The sequence below is a fragment of the Methanosarcina baikalica genome (assembly GCF_031461075.1).
GTDB classification, from domain to species: Archaea; Halobacteriota; Methanosarcinia; order Methanosarcinales; family Methanosarcinaceae; genus Methanosarcina; species Methanosarcina baikalica.
This window is the reverse complement of the sequence record NZ_JAVKPK010000011.1, coordinates 1-15,290: the sequence shown is the minus strand read 5'-3', so window position 1 is coordinate 15,290 and position 15,290 is coordinate 1. Positions and strand designations below refer to the sequence as shown.

The following is a 15,290-nucleotide window of genomic DNA, read 5'->3' as shown; positions in this document are numbered from 1 at the left end:
ATTTCTCGGTTGTCAAATTTAAGATCTTTATATCAAGTGATAAGATGATTGATAAATACCTTGAAATTATGGATTTTACGATTGATTATACGATTGATTATACGATTGATTATACGATTGATTATACGATTGATTATACGATTGATTATAAGGATTATCTACTCTGGTCCCTTATGAATTTCAAACTCAGGTAAGAGAAGTGATCAGAACCTTTTGTCAGGTATTCTCTTCTTCTTTCCTCTATCTTTTTATCGTTCCAGCTTTAATCTACTTTAGGAGCAGGTTATTCCTGGGACGTCGGTATATAGCTGCCCTCAGTCCATAAACAGGTGTCTTAGCATGTATGATCTGATTATAATAGGGGGTGGGCCTTCAGGGGCATCAGCTGGTAGGACAGCCGGAAAAAAGGGACTTTCAACCCTTCTGCTCGAGAAAGAAAATTTCCCAAGGTACAAGCCCTGCGGGGGGGCTCTTTCTTCTTATGGTTTATCTTGCCTTGATTTCAAGCTGCCTGAGTCCGTAATCGAGAGAAATATCTCTAAGGTGAGGGTTTGTTTCAAAGACCGTTTTATAGAGGGAATGAAAGAAAGTAGCTTAGCCTCACTGGTTTCCAGAAAAGTCTTTGATAACTTTCTGCTTGAAAAAGCCCGGGAAACCGGAATCGAAGTTCATACCGCGGAAAAGGTCATGGACTGTTTTGAAAAAGAAGATTGTGTTGAGGTCAGAACCACGGATAACACCTATCTGGGAAGGTTTGTTCTTATTGCAGAAGGTTCGGGTGGGGTTCTTAAATACAAAGTAAGGTCGAGAGACAAAAGGACAGAATACTGTCTAGGTCTTGTGTCGGAAATACCTGATGAGGATGAGGCGATAAGGAGTCGGCTTCCAGGCACCATAGATCTTCACTTCGGGGTTGCTCAGGGGGGCTATGGCTGGATTTTCCCTCATTCAGGGTACTATTCTGCAGGTATTATGGGAACAGCTCAGTACCTTAAGCATCCGAAAAGAGTAATGCTGGATTTTCTGCAGGAAAATGGCTTCTCAGGTAACTTTCCTATTAGTTCCCACATTATTCCAGCAGGCGGGATAAAAAGAAAAACGGTAAATTCAAGGCTTTTGCTTAGCGGGGATGCTGCAGGGTTTGTAGATGCTTTTTCAGGAGAAGGCATCGCATATGCCATCCGGTCAGGACAACTTGCTGCGGAGACAGTTTCCGACCTTGTGATGTATGACCTGAAGTTGAATAGACTTAAAGTGTATGAGTCAGGCTGCAGGCAGGAGTTCGGGAATTACCTTGCCACTTCTCTCAAACTGGAGAAAATAATGCACCGTTTCCCTGAGATTTCTTTTAAACTGGCTGTTAACAACAGGGAAATTCTCGATAAATACCTCGATGAAATGGTAATCAATAGAAATTATAAAGACTATGTTCGCTGGTTATTGCTCAATTTCTGTCTGGCTGAACCCATCTCCAAAATTAAGTCCCTACAAATGGAAGGGGCCGATAAGGAATGATATTCAGAGAAAAATACGTAAAATATGGAATAGAAATGGAAACAAAGCTGTGATAATAATTAAAGAAGTTTATGCGAGTGAGGCACGTAAGCTCCCTTCTGTTCCTGCAAAAACTTCCTGTCACCCATCAGTGGAGGAAATGGTCCCTAAGGACTCGTGCAGCGACGGCATTCGGCTATGCGTTTCCAAAAACAATCGGGAGATTCCGGATGCTCTTTATTCCCAATTTCCAACTTGCACCCACGAGGGTTCGCCGTTTCATCCACTCTCCCTGAGACCTCAGCGTTTGCATCATCGCATTTTCAGGGGATGGTTATCGTTTCTGTGCCAGGGCCCGGGCTCTCGCCCGACATCCTTTACAGATGTTCGTGTATCCGGAGCGGTGGGGAGACTTTCCTCAGACCAGATGGCCCGTCAGCCGTCCAGCCTCTCTCGCATTCTACTTACTAATTGGCCCTATATATTTCCTAGTTATTTATATTTATTGGGAACCCGCATCTGCACAGGGTTGAAAAAAGGATTTCTCTGCGATCATATGTTATAGTTTTATTTTCTTCCCATGTGCGATTACAGGTATATCGTTTCCGTATAGTTTATATATATTTTGTGTGTTTGGAATACATCCAAATATTAATATATATGCATTATTATTCGTAAGTTATGGATGGACTTTTTCCATCTTCAAGGCCTGTCTGAAAAATGATTTTCGGTACTTTAATATCTTACAATAGCTATGCTTTGTGTCAGTTTGCAGGCTTATTTTCAAGAGGTAAAACATGAGTGATTGTCTGTTCGATTTGCATATTGGATATGCCCGTTTTAAAAACCCTATTGCACTGGCGCCTATGGCAGGAATTGTCGATAGCGCTTTTGCCAACCAGTATGCAAGCAATGCCGGGCTGGTAGTTCTTGGAGCCTTCAATCTGGATAAGGCTTCAATCGCTGTCGCGTCAGACCTCGTAGCTCGGGGTAGAAAAGAGTTCATTTCCGATGAACCCACGGAGCTTATAAAAAAGGAGATCCGGGCAATAACATCCGGAAGTACCGTTGCGGTGAATGTCAGGAGTAGTACACTTGAACCCCTCATAGAAGCTGCAAAAATTGTCAAAGAAGAAGGAGCAATCCTGGAGTTAAACGCTCACTGCAGGCAGCCCGAAATGCTCGAGGCCGGGCTCGGAGAAGCTCTCCTCCATGACCTTCCGCGGCTTTCTGCCTGGATCAGGGCGATAAAGGAAACGGGAGTCGTGCTTTCAGTAAAAGTGAGGGCAAATGTTGTCAATGATGTCGAACTTGCAAGGCTTATTGATAAGTCTGGTGCGGACATCATACATGTTGATGCCGTAATGGAGGGTATCGGGGCTGACCTTGATATAATCCTTAATTACAGGGATGCTACAAGGCTATTCCTGATCGGCAACAACTCGGTCAAGGATTTTGAGGCAGCAAAGGACATGTTTTCCCGAGGGGCCGATATGGTCTCCGTTGCCAGAGGAGTCATTGAGAACCCTGAGCTTATACGGGAACTGGTGGAAAACGTTAATCTTTACCAGCAATCCATAGGCTGGTATAATGCCCCAAAGCACGTTTGCAGTGAAGGAGACTTCAGGGCTCTTGCTTTCTGTTGCATGCCTGTGAAACCATGTCCTGTGCATGAAAAGTTCCGAAAGCTCGGATACACGGCAGAAGAGTTTGCCAGGACAAAATTTGACTTTGCGAAAGGCACCATGCTGGAATACGGAGGAGACACATGCTTCGGAAGTCTTGTCTGGTGTTGTAAAATCACCAAGCCCTGCTGGATCAGGGATGGAGTGTTAAATACGATTGGCCTCTCTGATGCAGAATATATGAAACTTAAGGAGCAACTGGCAAAATATGTACTGGATCATGCCAGAATTCCGGTAAATGAATCCCATTGATACTGGTTTTTCCTGTCCCATTCCTGGGAAGGGAGAAGACCCATGGATGTCGAGTTTGGTTGCCCGCTGTGCCCAGCTTGCTATGCTGCTGGAGGTCTCTGCTTCTCCCAAGCCAGGGAATGTAGATAAGGAGCACAACTATCCCGATACCTGTTTTGAGCATTTTGTGGCTTCTTCAGTAAGCGTTTACCCTGTTCTTGAGCTGGCTGCAAGAAGCAGCAGTGGGATAGGGGCGCTTATCAGAAGTGCAGTTCGCGAGAGTTCTGCCTGGCAGCAGGGAGGAAATACCCATTTCGGAGCTTTTCTGCTGCTAATTCCTCTTTCAATGGCTGCAGGAAACTTATTCTATTCACACAAAGAATCTTATAAGCTTTCACCTGAAGAATTCGAAGCCCTTGCTGCACGTGCACATGCTTTTGTCCGGGAAACGGACTGTGAGGACGCTGTCGAGTTCTACAGGGCTTTTGATGTTGCAGAAGTCAGGGTCAACAGTGTGGACGAATTTAATCTCGGAGACCCTGAATCAACAGCCGAACTCAGGGAACAGGGAGTTACGCTTTACAAGCTTATGGACATAGCCAGGGGATATGACCTGATTGCAAATGAGTGGACTTCAGGTTTCGGACGCTGCCTTGAGGGAGCAAGAAGTATAACTGAATTCATGCAGGCCCAAAAATCGAGAGCTGAAAACTCAGTTTTGAACTGTTCAGGCACAGGTATCAACGAAGCTATAGTATACACCTTCTTGAAATTGCTTTCCCGGCACAGGGATACTTTCATTCAGACCAAGTTCGACAAAGATACTGCAGATCATGTCTCATTCAGAGCAGGTGAAATTCTCTCGGCCTGGGAGAAGCCTTCAGGCCATACCAGAGATTTTGCATCTTTGCTTCCTGCTATACAGGAGTTTGACTCTGAACTCCTCAAAAAGAGAATCAATCCGGGTTCGACAGCAGATATCATTATTGCAGGACTTTTCATTGCCCTTCTGGGGGGGCTGCGTTTTTGACGAAATTTAATGAATCCGGAGATAGCTGTAAACCATCTATCGACCTCTCTGAATACGGGATTTCGGCAGGTATCTCTGAGACAATCGTAAGTACGGGGCTTGATACTCCCAATGCGGCCCCTATCGGGATTATCAGGAAAAACAAAAAGATCTTTGTCCGCATTTTCAAAGGCAGCCAGACCGGGGAAAACCTGGTCAGGGAAGGGGTTCTTGTAGCAAACGTGGTATACGACCCCCTGCTCCTCGTACGTTCCACCTTCTTCGACATCGAATCTTCCGAATTCGATTTTGTGGATATTGGTGGGAAAAAGTTCCCTGTCCTGAAATCTGCCATTTCCTGGGTGGCTTTCAGGTGCACCAACCTCAAGGATACGGAACAGACTGTGGTATCCGACCTCATCCCGCTCGGGGCGGGTTTTTGTGAGGCGAACAAGAGAGCGATTCCGGCCCCTAACCGCGGCTTCAATGCAGTGCTTGAGGCGACTGTTCATGCAACCCGCTATAAGCTCTCAGGAGAAGAAAAATATCTTGAATTAATCCGGCATTATGAAACTCTGGCCTCCAAATGCGGGGGAGAAAATGAGAAGAAAGCTATGAAATTGCTTTATGAAGTGATCGGGCTCTGAATTCTTTTTGGACTATTCTCCGTTCTGCAACTACAGTTTTACAGTTTCTCTCTTTCATTATCCTGAACCTTTTTTAGAAAATTATATTATCCTCCTCTGGCATGACTTCTTTTCATGAGTTTTCAGAGAATCGCATGGGGTATTACAGGTGCCGGGCATTTCCTGGATCGCAGTTATCAGATTTTTAAGGAAATTAAGCTAAGAGACCCCGAAATTTCCGTAAACACGTATATTTCTCGAGCAGCCGAGGAGGTGCTGCGCATGTATGGGCTTGAGCAGAAGCTTGTAAAAATCTCTGGAGGAGACTACCTTGAAGAGACCTTCCGAGAAAGTGAGCAGGGTTCGAGTTCTCCAAAGGTTGGGCGCTTCCTCCTCGAAAGATACGATGTCCTCTTCGTTACGCCTGCCACCTCAAATACGGTTTCAAAAATTGCTTATGGGATTGCAGATTCCCTTGTAACAAATGCCGTTGCTCAGGCCGTAAAAGGAAGAGTTCCTGTGTATATCGTGCCTGTGGATATCGAAGGTTCAATTATATCGGAAATGCCCTATAATATTGACCGAAAACAGTGCAAACATTGTGAGGCCTGTCCTCCAAGAGAAAACTGCCCTCATGGGGCAATCACTGAAAAAAACGGCTTCACAGACCAGATAGACCTTCTAAGATGCAAAGGCTGCGGAATCTGTAAGGAATTGTGCCTTTATAATGCCATTAAAGGTGGGCCTGTAGAGGTGCTTGTAAGGGATGTGGATATGCGCAATGTTGAGATTGTAAAACAATTGCAGGGAATAACTGTGCTTGAAAGTCCGGAAGCTATTCTGGAGCTCTTTTGAAGTTGCCGTTTCCAGAACTTTTGTAGAAGCTTGTAAGGAAATTTGTCATTTATGAAAAATTAAGGTTTTGAAAGGCATTTAATCAATTATTTTCAGCTGCCCATTTTCAAGCGATCCGCAACTTCCGGACATAAAACGAATAACAGCCTCATCATGGGAGATGAGGAGGTAGCCTATATTCTTCTCGGTCTGCACCTTTTTAAGCATGTGGAGGGTCTGGGCCTGAACCGAGACGTCAAGGGCAGAGGTTGGTTCGTCAAGCACGATGTATTCAGGTTCGAGCAGTAGGATCCGGCCGAGGGCAAGGCGCTGGAGTTGGCCTCCTGAAAGCTGTGAAGGGTAGCGGGAAAGTACTTCCTCTGAAAGGCCTATGGTCATAAGCATCTCTTTTGTCTTCAAGACATGTTCTGTATCTGGAGTCTTGAGGAGTGTAAGGACCTCGGAAACTGATCTCCCTATTTTTTTCCTGGGATTAAAAGCATCAGTAGGGTCTTGAAACATTATCTGGACTTTGCGGCGAAAGGCTGCATGTCCGATTTTTTTCATTTCGGAAAGTGGAGAACCGTTATAATAAACAGTGCCTTCTGTGGGCTTCTCAAGCCCGGCAATAACTCTTCCCAGAGTGCTTTTCCCTTCTCCGGAAGGACCCATCAGCCCGAAAGTCTCACCAGGTCTAACTTCGAACGAAACTTTCCGGAAAATGCATCTCCTCCTGCCTATTATACCTGTCCCGTATATTTTTGAGAGGCTGTCTGCTTTCAGGGATATAGAAAACACCTCACAGTTCTTCCATCAATTTCTTTAAGCTCGGGATGGGCCTCTATACAGCGTTTTTCTCGGAGTGGACATCTTGGGTGGAACCTGCAGCCCGAAGAAAGGTCGCTGAGAGGCGAGGAAATGCCGGGTATGGGAATAAAGCCCTTTTCAGGCAGGCTGTTCAGAAGACCTCTTGTGTAAGGGTGTAAGGGTTTCTCAAAAACGCTTGACGGGTTCGCAAATTCAACAATCTCTCCTGCATACATCACGGCAATCCTGTCTGCAAGCCTCTGTACAAAGCCAAGGTCATGGCTTATGAGAAGCAGAGCAGTCTTCCTTTCCAATTTCAGCTTCTTAAGCTCAGCTTCCAGTTCGTCTACGCATTTTCTGTCAAGCCCTTTGCTGGGCTCATCTGCTATCAGAAGGGAAGGATCAAGTATGGTTGAAGCTGCAATCAAAAAGCGCTGGTTCATCCCTCCTGAACACCATGAGGGGTAATAGTCAATGCACTCAGAAAAGTTTTCAAAGCCCATGTGTTTCAGGGCTATTGCAACTCTGGAAAGAGCTGACTTTTTCTTTTCTTTCCGGTGTACACGCAGGGGTTCTGCAAGTTGGTGCCCTATGGAATATACAGGATTAAGGGCCAGGGAAGGGTTCTGAAAAATAATAGCAATTTCTTTTCCTCTTATTTTTGCCATTTCTTTTTCGTTCAGTCCAAGCAGGTTTTTTCCCCTTAATTCTATATCCCCTTTCACTTTTGACTCAGGAGGAAGAAGGTGCATAATTGCATGTGCAACTACGGATTTCCCGCAGCCTGTCTCTCCTACAAGGGCCAGAGTTTCGCTTTCTCTAATCGAAAAGGAAATACCTGAAAGTACGGTTACGGTTTCTATCCCCTGAAAAGAGACCTTGAGGTTTCTTACTTCAAGCAATGTGCTACTGGAATGGGATTTCATAATGTATTTGCACCTTCTTCTGAGCATTCTTTTTCCTTTGCTTCAAGCCCGAACCCTACAAGTGCGATAGATAGCACACAGAGCGTGATGCAGACTCCGGGCGGTAAGTACCACCACCACATGTCCCTAATAAAACCACCTCGAAAAAAAGCAAAAGAAAGCATGATTCCCCAACTTTTCATGTTTATGTCTCCAAGTCCCAGGAAGGAGAGTGAAGCCTCGGAAATCATTGCCGAAGCTATTGCCAGCATGAACTTAGGAAAAAGGACATGGATAATGTTTGGGAATATGTCCGAGATCATGATGTGATAGGAGGGAAAACCCATGCATTGGGCGCTTTTGACGTAGCCTGCTTCCCTCAGCTGCAGGGCTTTTGAGCGGGTGACTCTGGCGGTGGATTCCCAGGACAGAAGACCTAGAACAGAGATCAGGATCCAGATGTTCGGCCGCAAGAATGCTCCCAGGACTATAATAAGGGGGATTTTCGGGATGAGAAGGACAACATCAGTAAAACCCATTAACAGTTCTTCAATGGGTCCCCTGAAATAGCCTGCACAGAGTCCCAACACAGTCCCAATAAGAGTTGAGATAAGGGCTGCCACAAAACCTATTGTTATTGAGATCCTTGCCCCGAATACAAGTTCTGAAAGGATGTCATTTCCGATGTCGTTTGTCCCCAAGAGGTGTCTTCCCGAAGGGGCTTCATAGGGCATGAAACGTTCGTTTGGGGCATAGGGGGCAAGAAGAAAAGGAAATAATGCCATAAACAGGAAAAAGGTAAAGAGAAGAATACCTATCCAATTAAATAGTGTCAGAGAGCTCTCATGTTTTCGGAAACTCCGGAATGAAACTTCACCAGGCCCTTTGAAACCGGGCTTTTCCTGTCTATTTTCAGAATCCCCTTCAACGCAAGCTTCTTTCATGCAGGAACCTTCAATACAGGCAGGTTGGCTCATGCAGGTATCCTTGCCCTGGGGTCAATTAAGGCATAGAGCAGGTCAGCAAACATATTCGTAAGCAGGGCAGTAAAGGCAATTACCAGAAATGCTCCCTGAAGCAGAGGATAATCTTTTCCCATTATTGCATCGTAGATCAGGAGTCCCATACCGTTTAAGGAAAATACTATTTCTATGAACAGTGCCCCACTGAAGAGAAACCCGAAATCCAGGGCAAGCAGGGTAATAATCGGGAGAGATGCATTTTTTATGATATGTCTGAAAAGTATGCCGGTATCATGCAGGCCCTTTGCTCTGGCATACAACGCGTAAAGTTGCTCCTTTTCTTGAATTACGCTTCCGCGCATGACCAGAAAGTTTCTGGATGTTGAAAAGACAGCCATCACACAGGTAGGCAAAAAGAGGTGATACAGCACACTTCCTATTTCAGGGGTATCATAAAAGCCTTTGGAGGGGAAGAACCCCAGTTTGAAAGCAAAGATATAGAGGGTAAGAAGAGCAAGAAAGTAAGGTGGGATACAGGAGATAACAACAAAAGCGAAACTTGTGAAGCGGCTCGCTTTTCTTTCCGGTTTCCATCCGGCAAGGGCTCCAAGAAAAACTCCCAGAAAGGACCCGATAACCACTGATATCCCCACAAACAGCAGGGTCCATCCCATCTTATTAAGAAGGACTTCTGCTACAGGGGCGTGGAGGTGATAAGAATACCCCAGGTCCAGGTGCAGGAGGCTCGAAAGGTAGGACGTGAACTGCTCGAAGAGGGACATGTTAAGCCCGAGTTCTGCTCTCAGCTCTTCCGTCACTTTTTCTGAAACATAAGCATCTTCCCCGATGAGGTTTTTTACCGGATCCCCAGGCATGAGTCTTGGGAGGGTAAAGTTTATGGCGGTTATGAGCATGAATGAGGCAAAATGCCTGGTTACTTTTCTTGCTATCTCTAACATCGCTCTTATTTTTCCTGCCTTCTTATGCTATCGGATTTTCTTTTCAGTAACTATATTTTACGCCTGTACTTCCCTTATGTTTACAAAAGTGTCCACGTTATATATCCCGTAAAGAGGATCAGCGTACCAGCCTTCGAAGTGCCTGTTAAACGGGGTAACTGAATTGCTCCAGTAAAGGGGAATTGCAGGCAGGTTTTCTGCATAGTAGTCCTGCAGTTCGTATGCGTAATCCTGAAGTTCTGCAGGTTCCGTGGTTGCAAGGATGTCATCGCACAGTTGCAGGAACACGGGGTCTTCCACATTATGCATCACTCCCTGGCCTGTCCGTCTGGAATCAAAATAGCCGCTTCCCCAACCTGCGTGCATAAGCATACCCCAGGGGGTGGAGCGGGTTACTGTGAGGTCATAATCATAACTGTCTTTAAGAGTAACCCAGGTATCTGCATCCACAGTTTTGAGGTCTGCGGAAAGACCAATCCGCTCAAAATATTCCTTAAGAAGCTCTCCTGTGCGGGCGTACTCAGACCGGATAAGAATCTCGAGCTTGATGTCTTTTCGGTCTTTTCCTTCCAGTACCCCGTTCCCGTTGCTGTCTGAATATCCGGCTTTCTCCAGGGTTTCTATGGCTTTTTCGGGGCTGTACTCAAGTTTTTCTGTTTCCTTGAAATTTTCCATGGCCTGAGACACAAAACCGCGATTCGGAACTTCTCCGTATCCCAGGGTCTCGAGCCTGGCAATTTCTTCGTAATTTATGGCATAAGTCAGAGCCTCCCTGAATTCCGGGTCAGAAAACGGGGCTTTCTTCAAATTAGGGGACAGGAAAACAAGTCCGATGTCTGTCTTTTCCAGAAAGTCAAAATCTCCAGTTTTTTCTAGTTGCTCAATACCGGAATAAGGGTATGAGCCTGCGTATTTATAGTATGTGTCAACGTCCCCGTTTTTAAGAGCCAGGGTGGCAACGTCCACATTTGAGTATAAATGTACCTCTACATTCTCAAATTCTGACACCTTTCCTTTCCAGTAAGGGTTTTTCTCGAAAATGAGTTTTCCGGCATTGAGGTCTATCATTTTGAGATAGTAGGGTCCGCAGCCTACATAAGGGCCGTTACTTAGGTATTCTATGGGATTTTCGATTGTTTTCCATATATGTGCAGGCAGGATGTTGTATGTCACAAATTCTATATTGACTCGGGTGTAAGGCTTGTTAAATTTAAAGGTCACGGAATTGTCGGCCTCTGAAACCGTTGAACTTTCCAGGGTTTCATTGATCCAGCCGGCCCAGGGCGTTTTTTTTCCGTAGTAACGGATTGAGAACTCAACGTCTTCTGGGGTCACCTTCTCTCCGTCGCTCCAGTAGAGGTCGTCTTTGAGGTAAAAGGTCCAGCACGTGTTATTTTCCGAAACATTATAACTTTCCGCAAGCTGCCCTACCAGACGTCCCTCCGAGTCCATTTTCATGAGGGGTGGGTTTGAGAGATGGGCAAAAATCCCAAGATTTGAATCCCCTATGAGGGATGCAGATTTTACAACGCTTGGGGTTGCGATTTTCAGGACTGCTCTTCCAGAATCTGCTGATTGCTGCACATCTTCGATTGCTGCTTTAGAGATTGTTTCTGAAGTCTGCAGTTCTCTCTCTTCTCCCGGATATAGGTTTTTTAAATATGTGATAATCCCGTCAAAAAGTCCGTCTTTTGAGATTGTAAGGCTATTTTCAGAATCTTCCGGCACTGCCGTTCCTACCGGAAGCAGGGTTGCAAAAAGGGTGAAAATGAGCATTGTAAGGGCCATTCGTCGCTTCAATCCCGCTTTTAATTCCAATCCTATGAAATGTTTTATCTGTTTCATCCTGCTGCCTTCCCCGTTTTAAGATCTTTTCCTAGATTGTAAAAATATCATCAACGTTTTATCCTGTTCTTCTCTTCAACAATGGAGGGGGTGAATGGAAATGTGCATGGAAATTTAAATAAAAATCTAATCGTAAACTTAATGTATTCTTTTTCTGGTTTTTATTTAGATATTTTAATACCATTAAGAATAAAAATAATTAAAAATAATACTAAAAATCAATTTTTTATGTTATGGGACATAAACAATTTCATAATATAAACCTTTTGTTTTTTTTCAAATTTATCCAAAAACAGATTGAGGAAAACCTGGCTTTTACGGTGCCGAATTTGAATGAAGTTAATAACCCTACTTTGACAGATTTTACTAATTATTATAGTATTTTCATACAAAAAACATGTTGTATTGACACATCACAGTTTAGTAAAATTTCAAATATCAAAAATCAATAAACAAATGATATAAAATTTAATTGTATGAAGAAAACAGAAGCATGAAGCTCATTTGTACATTACAAAATGTATGCTCCTGTCAAAGTAGGGTAATAAACCGGAAAAATTTGTCTTTATTTTTGTTTTTCCATTTCGATTTGTTTTTCAATTTCTTTCACAATGATTTTTTCCGAATGTAGGTAGAAAGAAGCCGGAAGCCCTGTATTTGAGATCATATAAAGCAGGCTCATGGTTGTCCTGTTGAGTCCCGGGAAACAGTTTAATAGAGCACTTCTGGAAATCCTGACCATAGCATCCAGGGATTTTATTCCCGTAAGGTAACCTTTTATGTCTCTGTTTTTCTGGCTTTTTTCAAAAATCAGATCTATCCAGGTGTTCATTTCATCGATCAGGAGTTCCCTTGTAAGGTCTTCGGGGACTATGTAATTTTTCCCCTTTTCGATATTCCTGAAAAACTCTTTGAAATCCTCTCCTTTTGCAAGGGTGTATACCTTCCCGAGTCTTCCTGAATGGGTATCTGTTGTCGCAGCAATACCTTTTCCAAATCTCTCTGCAAGGGCAATTGTAAGTTCGTTTTTCTGTTTGAGTTCATTCATATTATATTCCAGTACAGGGAAGAGTTTTGCCAGCCTGGGTACTGCAGACGGATTCGGTTCGTGATGGAACTCGAACCAGAAAGGATGATTGTAAATAAAAGGAAGTTTATGTCGCCTGAGGTATTTGATAAAGCTTTTAAGGTCATGTTCTATTTCCGCAATTTCCCTGAGTTCAAAGAACTCCTCCTTATCAAGCTCGAAAACGTTAATATGCAGCTTGTGTCCTGCAAATTCCGGGTCATACACATTCATTTCAACCCCCGGAACGAGCTTTTCACGGTCCCACCCGAGAATTTCGTACGCCTCGATGGTATCGTGGTCAGTAAACGTGATGTAATCCATTCCTATCTTAAGGGCCTTCTCATAAAGGCTCTCCGGATGCAGGTCTCTCACAGGAAGCACATCAAAGGAACAGGTTGTATGCACATGCAGGTCTGCTCGCCTCCATCCCTCTTCCATAAGCTCAGCTGCCCGTTCCGGAGTTATCAGCTTTTCCTCGTAATTCCTCGGCCTTCTCCCCATAGGCATAGAATCCGGTTACTTTAATTTTCGTTTGATTATTTTTATTAAGTCTTAAATCTCTCCCTATATAGTATATCCTTTTTTTAGATTAAGGTTTTCCAGAAGAATTCTTATCAGAATTTAGAGTAGTTTGACTTCGAAATAAAAAGTTCTCAAAGAGTTTTTTCAACGATTTTCTTAAAGCCTGCTTTCGGCAGGTCGACATTAAAAATTAGAATATTTTTTCCGATATCGTTTTTGAATATTAGCTAACTATATATTGGGTTTAAAGTTGGTTAACGTGTGGCTCAACTCCCACGACATATATAAGTACTGAATCATTTTTTCATTGAAGTTTTGTATGAGAAATTAATAATTGGTCATATGTAAACCTAACAACTGCACACAATTATGGAGCATCATTTCAAAATCGCCATCAGCAAAAATATTGAAAATTAATTGTCGACCTGCCGAATGTAGGAAATAGAAAAGCTGCAAAGAGATTTCTTAAGAAATCTTTGGGGTCAAAGAACAAACAAATGCCAAGAGTAATAACAATTGATAAGAATCCAGTTTATCCACCTGACATACAAGAACTTAAAAACGATAGAATATTACCTAAAAACGTAATCCTTCGGCAAATTAAGTATTTGAATAACATTATAGAACAAGATCATAGATCTATAAAACGAATAGTGCGTCCAATGTTAGGCTTTCAGTCATTTTATACAGCTATTAAAACTTTAAAAGGAATTGAAATAATGAATCTGTTAAAAAAAGGACAGGTTGATACTTTAAATCGATGTGTTCTTGATGAAGTCAACTTTATAAATAAGTTATTTGGAATACCTGCCTAAATCTGGATGTTATCTGAGAAACATTCTGCTTTTTTACATTCTTTGGTGTGAAACTAAAATTTTGCTTCAATATTAAGATTTTTTGCAACAGAACCACCTGTTATCATGTTTTTACCCACCTAATGTAATATCTTGATCTTGATAAAAATCTAATGCACTATACATGTGTTCTGGCTTAAAATCTGGCCACATCTCATCAACTACATATATGTCAGAGTATACCGTTTGAATTGGAAGCATTCCACTGAGTCTACGTCTTCCTCCCCAGCGAATGAGTAAATCTATTCTTGAAATATCTGCCGATGCAATGTTTTCTACCATTTTTTCTTTATCTGAGTTATCAAATGCATACGTTAAGTCCCAATACCAGCCATAATTTATCAAAAAATTTATCTTTATTTTACCTTGTCCAACTTTAGTTTTCTTTGTATACGCTAGTAACTCTTTCGGAAACAGATCCGAATTAGTATTCCCTACTACAAGTATCTCGGCATCCCGTTTAGCAATCTCTTGAACTGATTTTATACAAGCGTCCGCAAACGCTTTTTTTTGAACTTTAGGCCTTTTTGTGTTATCTTGAGTAAATCCAAAAAAGGTAACTTCGTCTATTCCAATTTTCATGCATATGTCATATACTTCTAAGCCTGGAATTATTCCATTTTTATATCCGTCATGTTTTTCTAAGCCTCTAGCCAGAGCCCATCTTCTGTTACCGTCTGGTATTATGGCTATATGCCTTGGCAATCTTTTAAATTTTGGAATTTCCAGAATATTTACCTCTCCTATCTCTTTGCTTAAAATTCTATAAGTAATTTTAATTTTTGCTTACACTTTATTTCATCAGAATACCCCACAGCTTGTTTTGAGGAAGTGGGAACTTCTCTAAAACTAGAGAAAAATTACATTATAATGCTGGTGCAAACATATCCCCCATTGCTTGCATAGAAGTACATCAGCTAAACTTTGATTTGAAACTTTTTATGACTCTGTTGAAAAAATTATGAAAGGGATTTACTGAAATAAGTAGGCAGTGTATCGAAATTTCTGTAAATTGGCTCTATAGTACATGCATAGGTTTTCTGGTAAAACTTATTCATTTTGGCAGTTTTAGCCGCAATTTTACCTAAAAATCAGGGTGAAAATGGTGAAAATACAGAGGTTTTATTCAACCTATGTATCATACAGAATAATTACCAGAATCTCTAACAGGACTTTTTACTTCCTGTGCCTCAGGCAGCAGCTTAGAAAGGAGAACAGAAACCTGATTTAAATGTCCTTTCTTTATTTTCCTTTCCTTTTTTTATCTTGTTGTTTTACTTTGTCGTCCACTTCCTTAACTTCCTCAACTGGTTGTTTTATTTTGTCGTTCGTTTCCTTATCTTTCTTATCGCGTTTTGCTGCCTTCTGTTTCTTGGTCACCAAGTTATGAACCTCTAAAAGTCATTTATGCAAATTAATAATTATGAAAACAGTCTATTATTATAAAAAGGTTCATCTTTTTTAACCAATTCTCATAGTTTTCTTTAT

General features: G+C 42.5%; 15 protein-coding genes and 1 other RNA gene. 7 read left to right on the top strand and 9 right to left on the bottom strand.

Annotated features, from left to right (window positions below):
• The first annotated feature begins 44 nt into the window (after positions 1-44).
• Complete coding sequence (locus RG963_RS03905) at positions 45-194, top strand: hypothetical protein (protein ID WP_310574971.1); 150 nt, start codon at positions 45-47, stop codon at positions 192-194.
• Between the two features lie 145 nt (positions 195-339).
• Positions 340-1,515: a geranylgeranyl reductase family protein gene (locus RG963_RS03900; RefSeq protein WP_310574970.1), complete on the top strand. Its 1,176-nt coding sequence runs from the start codon at positions 340-342 to the stop codon at positions 1,513-1,515.
• A 75-nt stretch (positions 1,516-1,590) separates the two neighbouring features.
• Here the strand turns inward: RG963_RS03900 and rnpB are convergent.
• An RNA gene (rnpB, locus tag RG963_RS03895) (RNase P RNA component) lies at positions 1,591-1,949 on the bottom strand.
• 342 nt (positions 1,950-2,291) lie between these two features.
• Between rnpB and RG963_RS03890 the strand changes: the two genes are divergently transcribed.
• From RG963_RS03890 to RG963_RS03875, 4 genes are all read left to right on the top strand, one after another.
• Positions 2,292-3,431, top strand: coding sequence for a methanogenesis marker 9 domain-containing protein (locus RG963_RS03890; protein ID WP_310574969.1), 1,140 nt, complete (start codon positions 2,292-2,294; stop codon positions 3,429-3,431).
• Entirely contained in the window at positions 3,418-4,440 is a 1,023-nt protein-coding gene (locus tag RG963_RS03885) for a triphosphoribosyl-dephospho-CoA synthase (RefSeq protein ID WP_310574968.1), read from the top strand. Before RG963_RS03890 ends, RG963_RS03885 begins: the two co-directional genes overlap by 14 nt.
• Positions 4,437-5,066: a DUF447 domain-containing protein gene (locus tag RG963_RS03880; RefSeq protein ID WP_310574967.1), complete on the top strand. Its 630-nt coding sequence runs from the start codon at positions 4,437-4,439 to the stop codon at positions 5,064-5,066. Before RG963_RS03885 ends, RG963_RS03880 begins: the two co-directional genes overlap by 4 nt.
• A 114-nt stretch (positions 5,067-5,180) precedes the next feature.
• Complete coding sequence (locus tag RG963_RS03875) at positions 5,181-5,900, top strand: dihydromethanopterin reductase (acceptor) (protein ID WP_310574966.1); 720 nt, start codon at positions 5,181-5,183, stop codon at positions 5,898-5,900.
• 78 nt (positions 5,901-5,978) lie between these two features.
• Here the strand turns inward: RG963_RS03875 and RG963_RS03870 are convergent, their stop codons facing one another.
• From RG963_RS03870 to RG963_RS03845, 6 genes are all read right to left on the bottom strand, one after another.
• Positions 5,979-6,677: an ABC transporter ATP-binding protein gene (locus RG963_RS03870; RefSeq protein WP_310574965.1), complete on the bottom strand. Its 699-nt coding sequence runs from the start codon at positions 6,675-6,677 to the stop codon at positions 5,979-5,981.
• Positions 6,659-7,612 carry an ABC transporter ATP-binding protein gene (locus RG963_RS03865; RefSeq protein ID WP_310574964.1) on the bottom strand — a complete coding sequence of 318 codons (954 nt, stop codon included), beginning with the start codon at positions 7,610-7,612 and terminating at the stop codon, positions 6,659-6,661. The genes RG963_RS03870 and RG963_RS03865 overlap by 19 nt, the downstream gene beginning before the upstream one ends.
• Complete coding sequence (locus RG963_RS03860; protein ID WP_310574963.1) at positions 7,609-8,535, bottom strand: ABC transporter permease; 927 nt, start codon at positions 8,533-8,535, stop codon at positions 7,609-7,611. The genes RG963_RS03865 and RG963_RS03860 overlap by 4 nt, the downstream gene beginning before the upstream one ends.
• Before the next feature lie 29 nt (positions 8,536-8,564).
• Positions 8,565-9,512: an ABC transporter permease gene (locus RG963_RS03855; protein WP_310574962.1), complete on the bottom strand. Its 948-nt coding sequence runs from the start codon at positions 9,510-9,512 to the stop codon at positions 8,565-8,567.
• Between the two features lie 57 nt (positions 9,513-9,569).
• A complete protein-coding gene (locus tag RG963_RS03850; protein ID WP_310574961.1) occupies positions 9,570-11,357 on the bottom strand; it encodes an ABC transporter substrate-binding protein in 1,788 nt (595 codons plus the stop codon).
• Between the two features lie 565 nt (positions 11,358-11,922).
• Positions 11,923-12,933, bottom strand: coding sequence for a PHP domain-containing protein (locus tag RG963_RS03845; protein WP_310574960.1), 1,011 nt, complete (start codon positions 12,931-12,933; stop codon positions 11,923-11,925).
• A 431-nt stretch (positions 12,934-13,364) separates the two neighbouring features.
• Between RG963_RS03845 and RG963_RS03840 the strand changes: the two genes are divergently transcribed.
• Positions 13,365-13,763, top strand: coding sequence for a DDE-type integrase/transposase/recombinase (locus RG963_RS03840; RefSeq protein WP_310575018.1), 399 nt, complete (start codon positions 13,365-13,367; stop codon positions 13,761-13,763).
• A 111-nt stretch (positions 13,764-13,874) separates the two neighbouring features.
• Here the strand turns inward: RG963_RS03840 and RG963_RS03835 are convergent, their stop codons facing one another.
• Positions 13,875-14,507, bottom strand: coding sequence for an undecaprenyl diphosphate synthase family protein (locus tag RG963_RS03835; RefSeq protein WP_310574959.1), 633 nt, complete (start codon positions 14,505-14,507; stop codon positions 13,875-13,877).
• 537 nt (positions 14,508-15,044) lie between these two features.
• Positions 15,045-15,185: a hypothetical protein gene (locus RG963_RS03830; RefSeq protein WP_310574958.1), complete on the bottom strand. Its 141-nt coding sequence runs from the start codon at positions 15,183-15,185 to the stop codon at positions 15,045-15,047.
• Between the last annotated feature and the right edge of the window lie 105 nt (positions 15,186-15,290).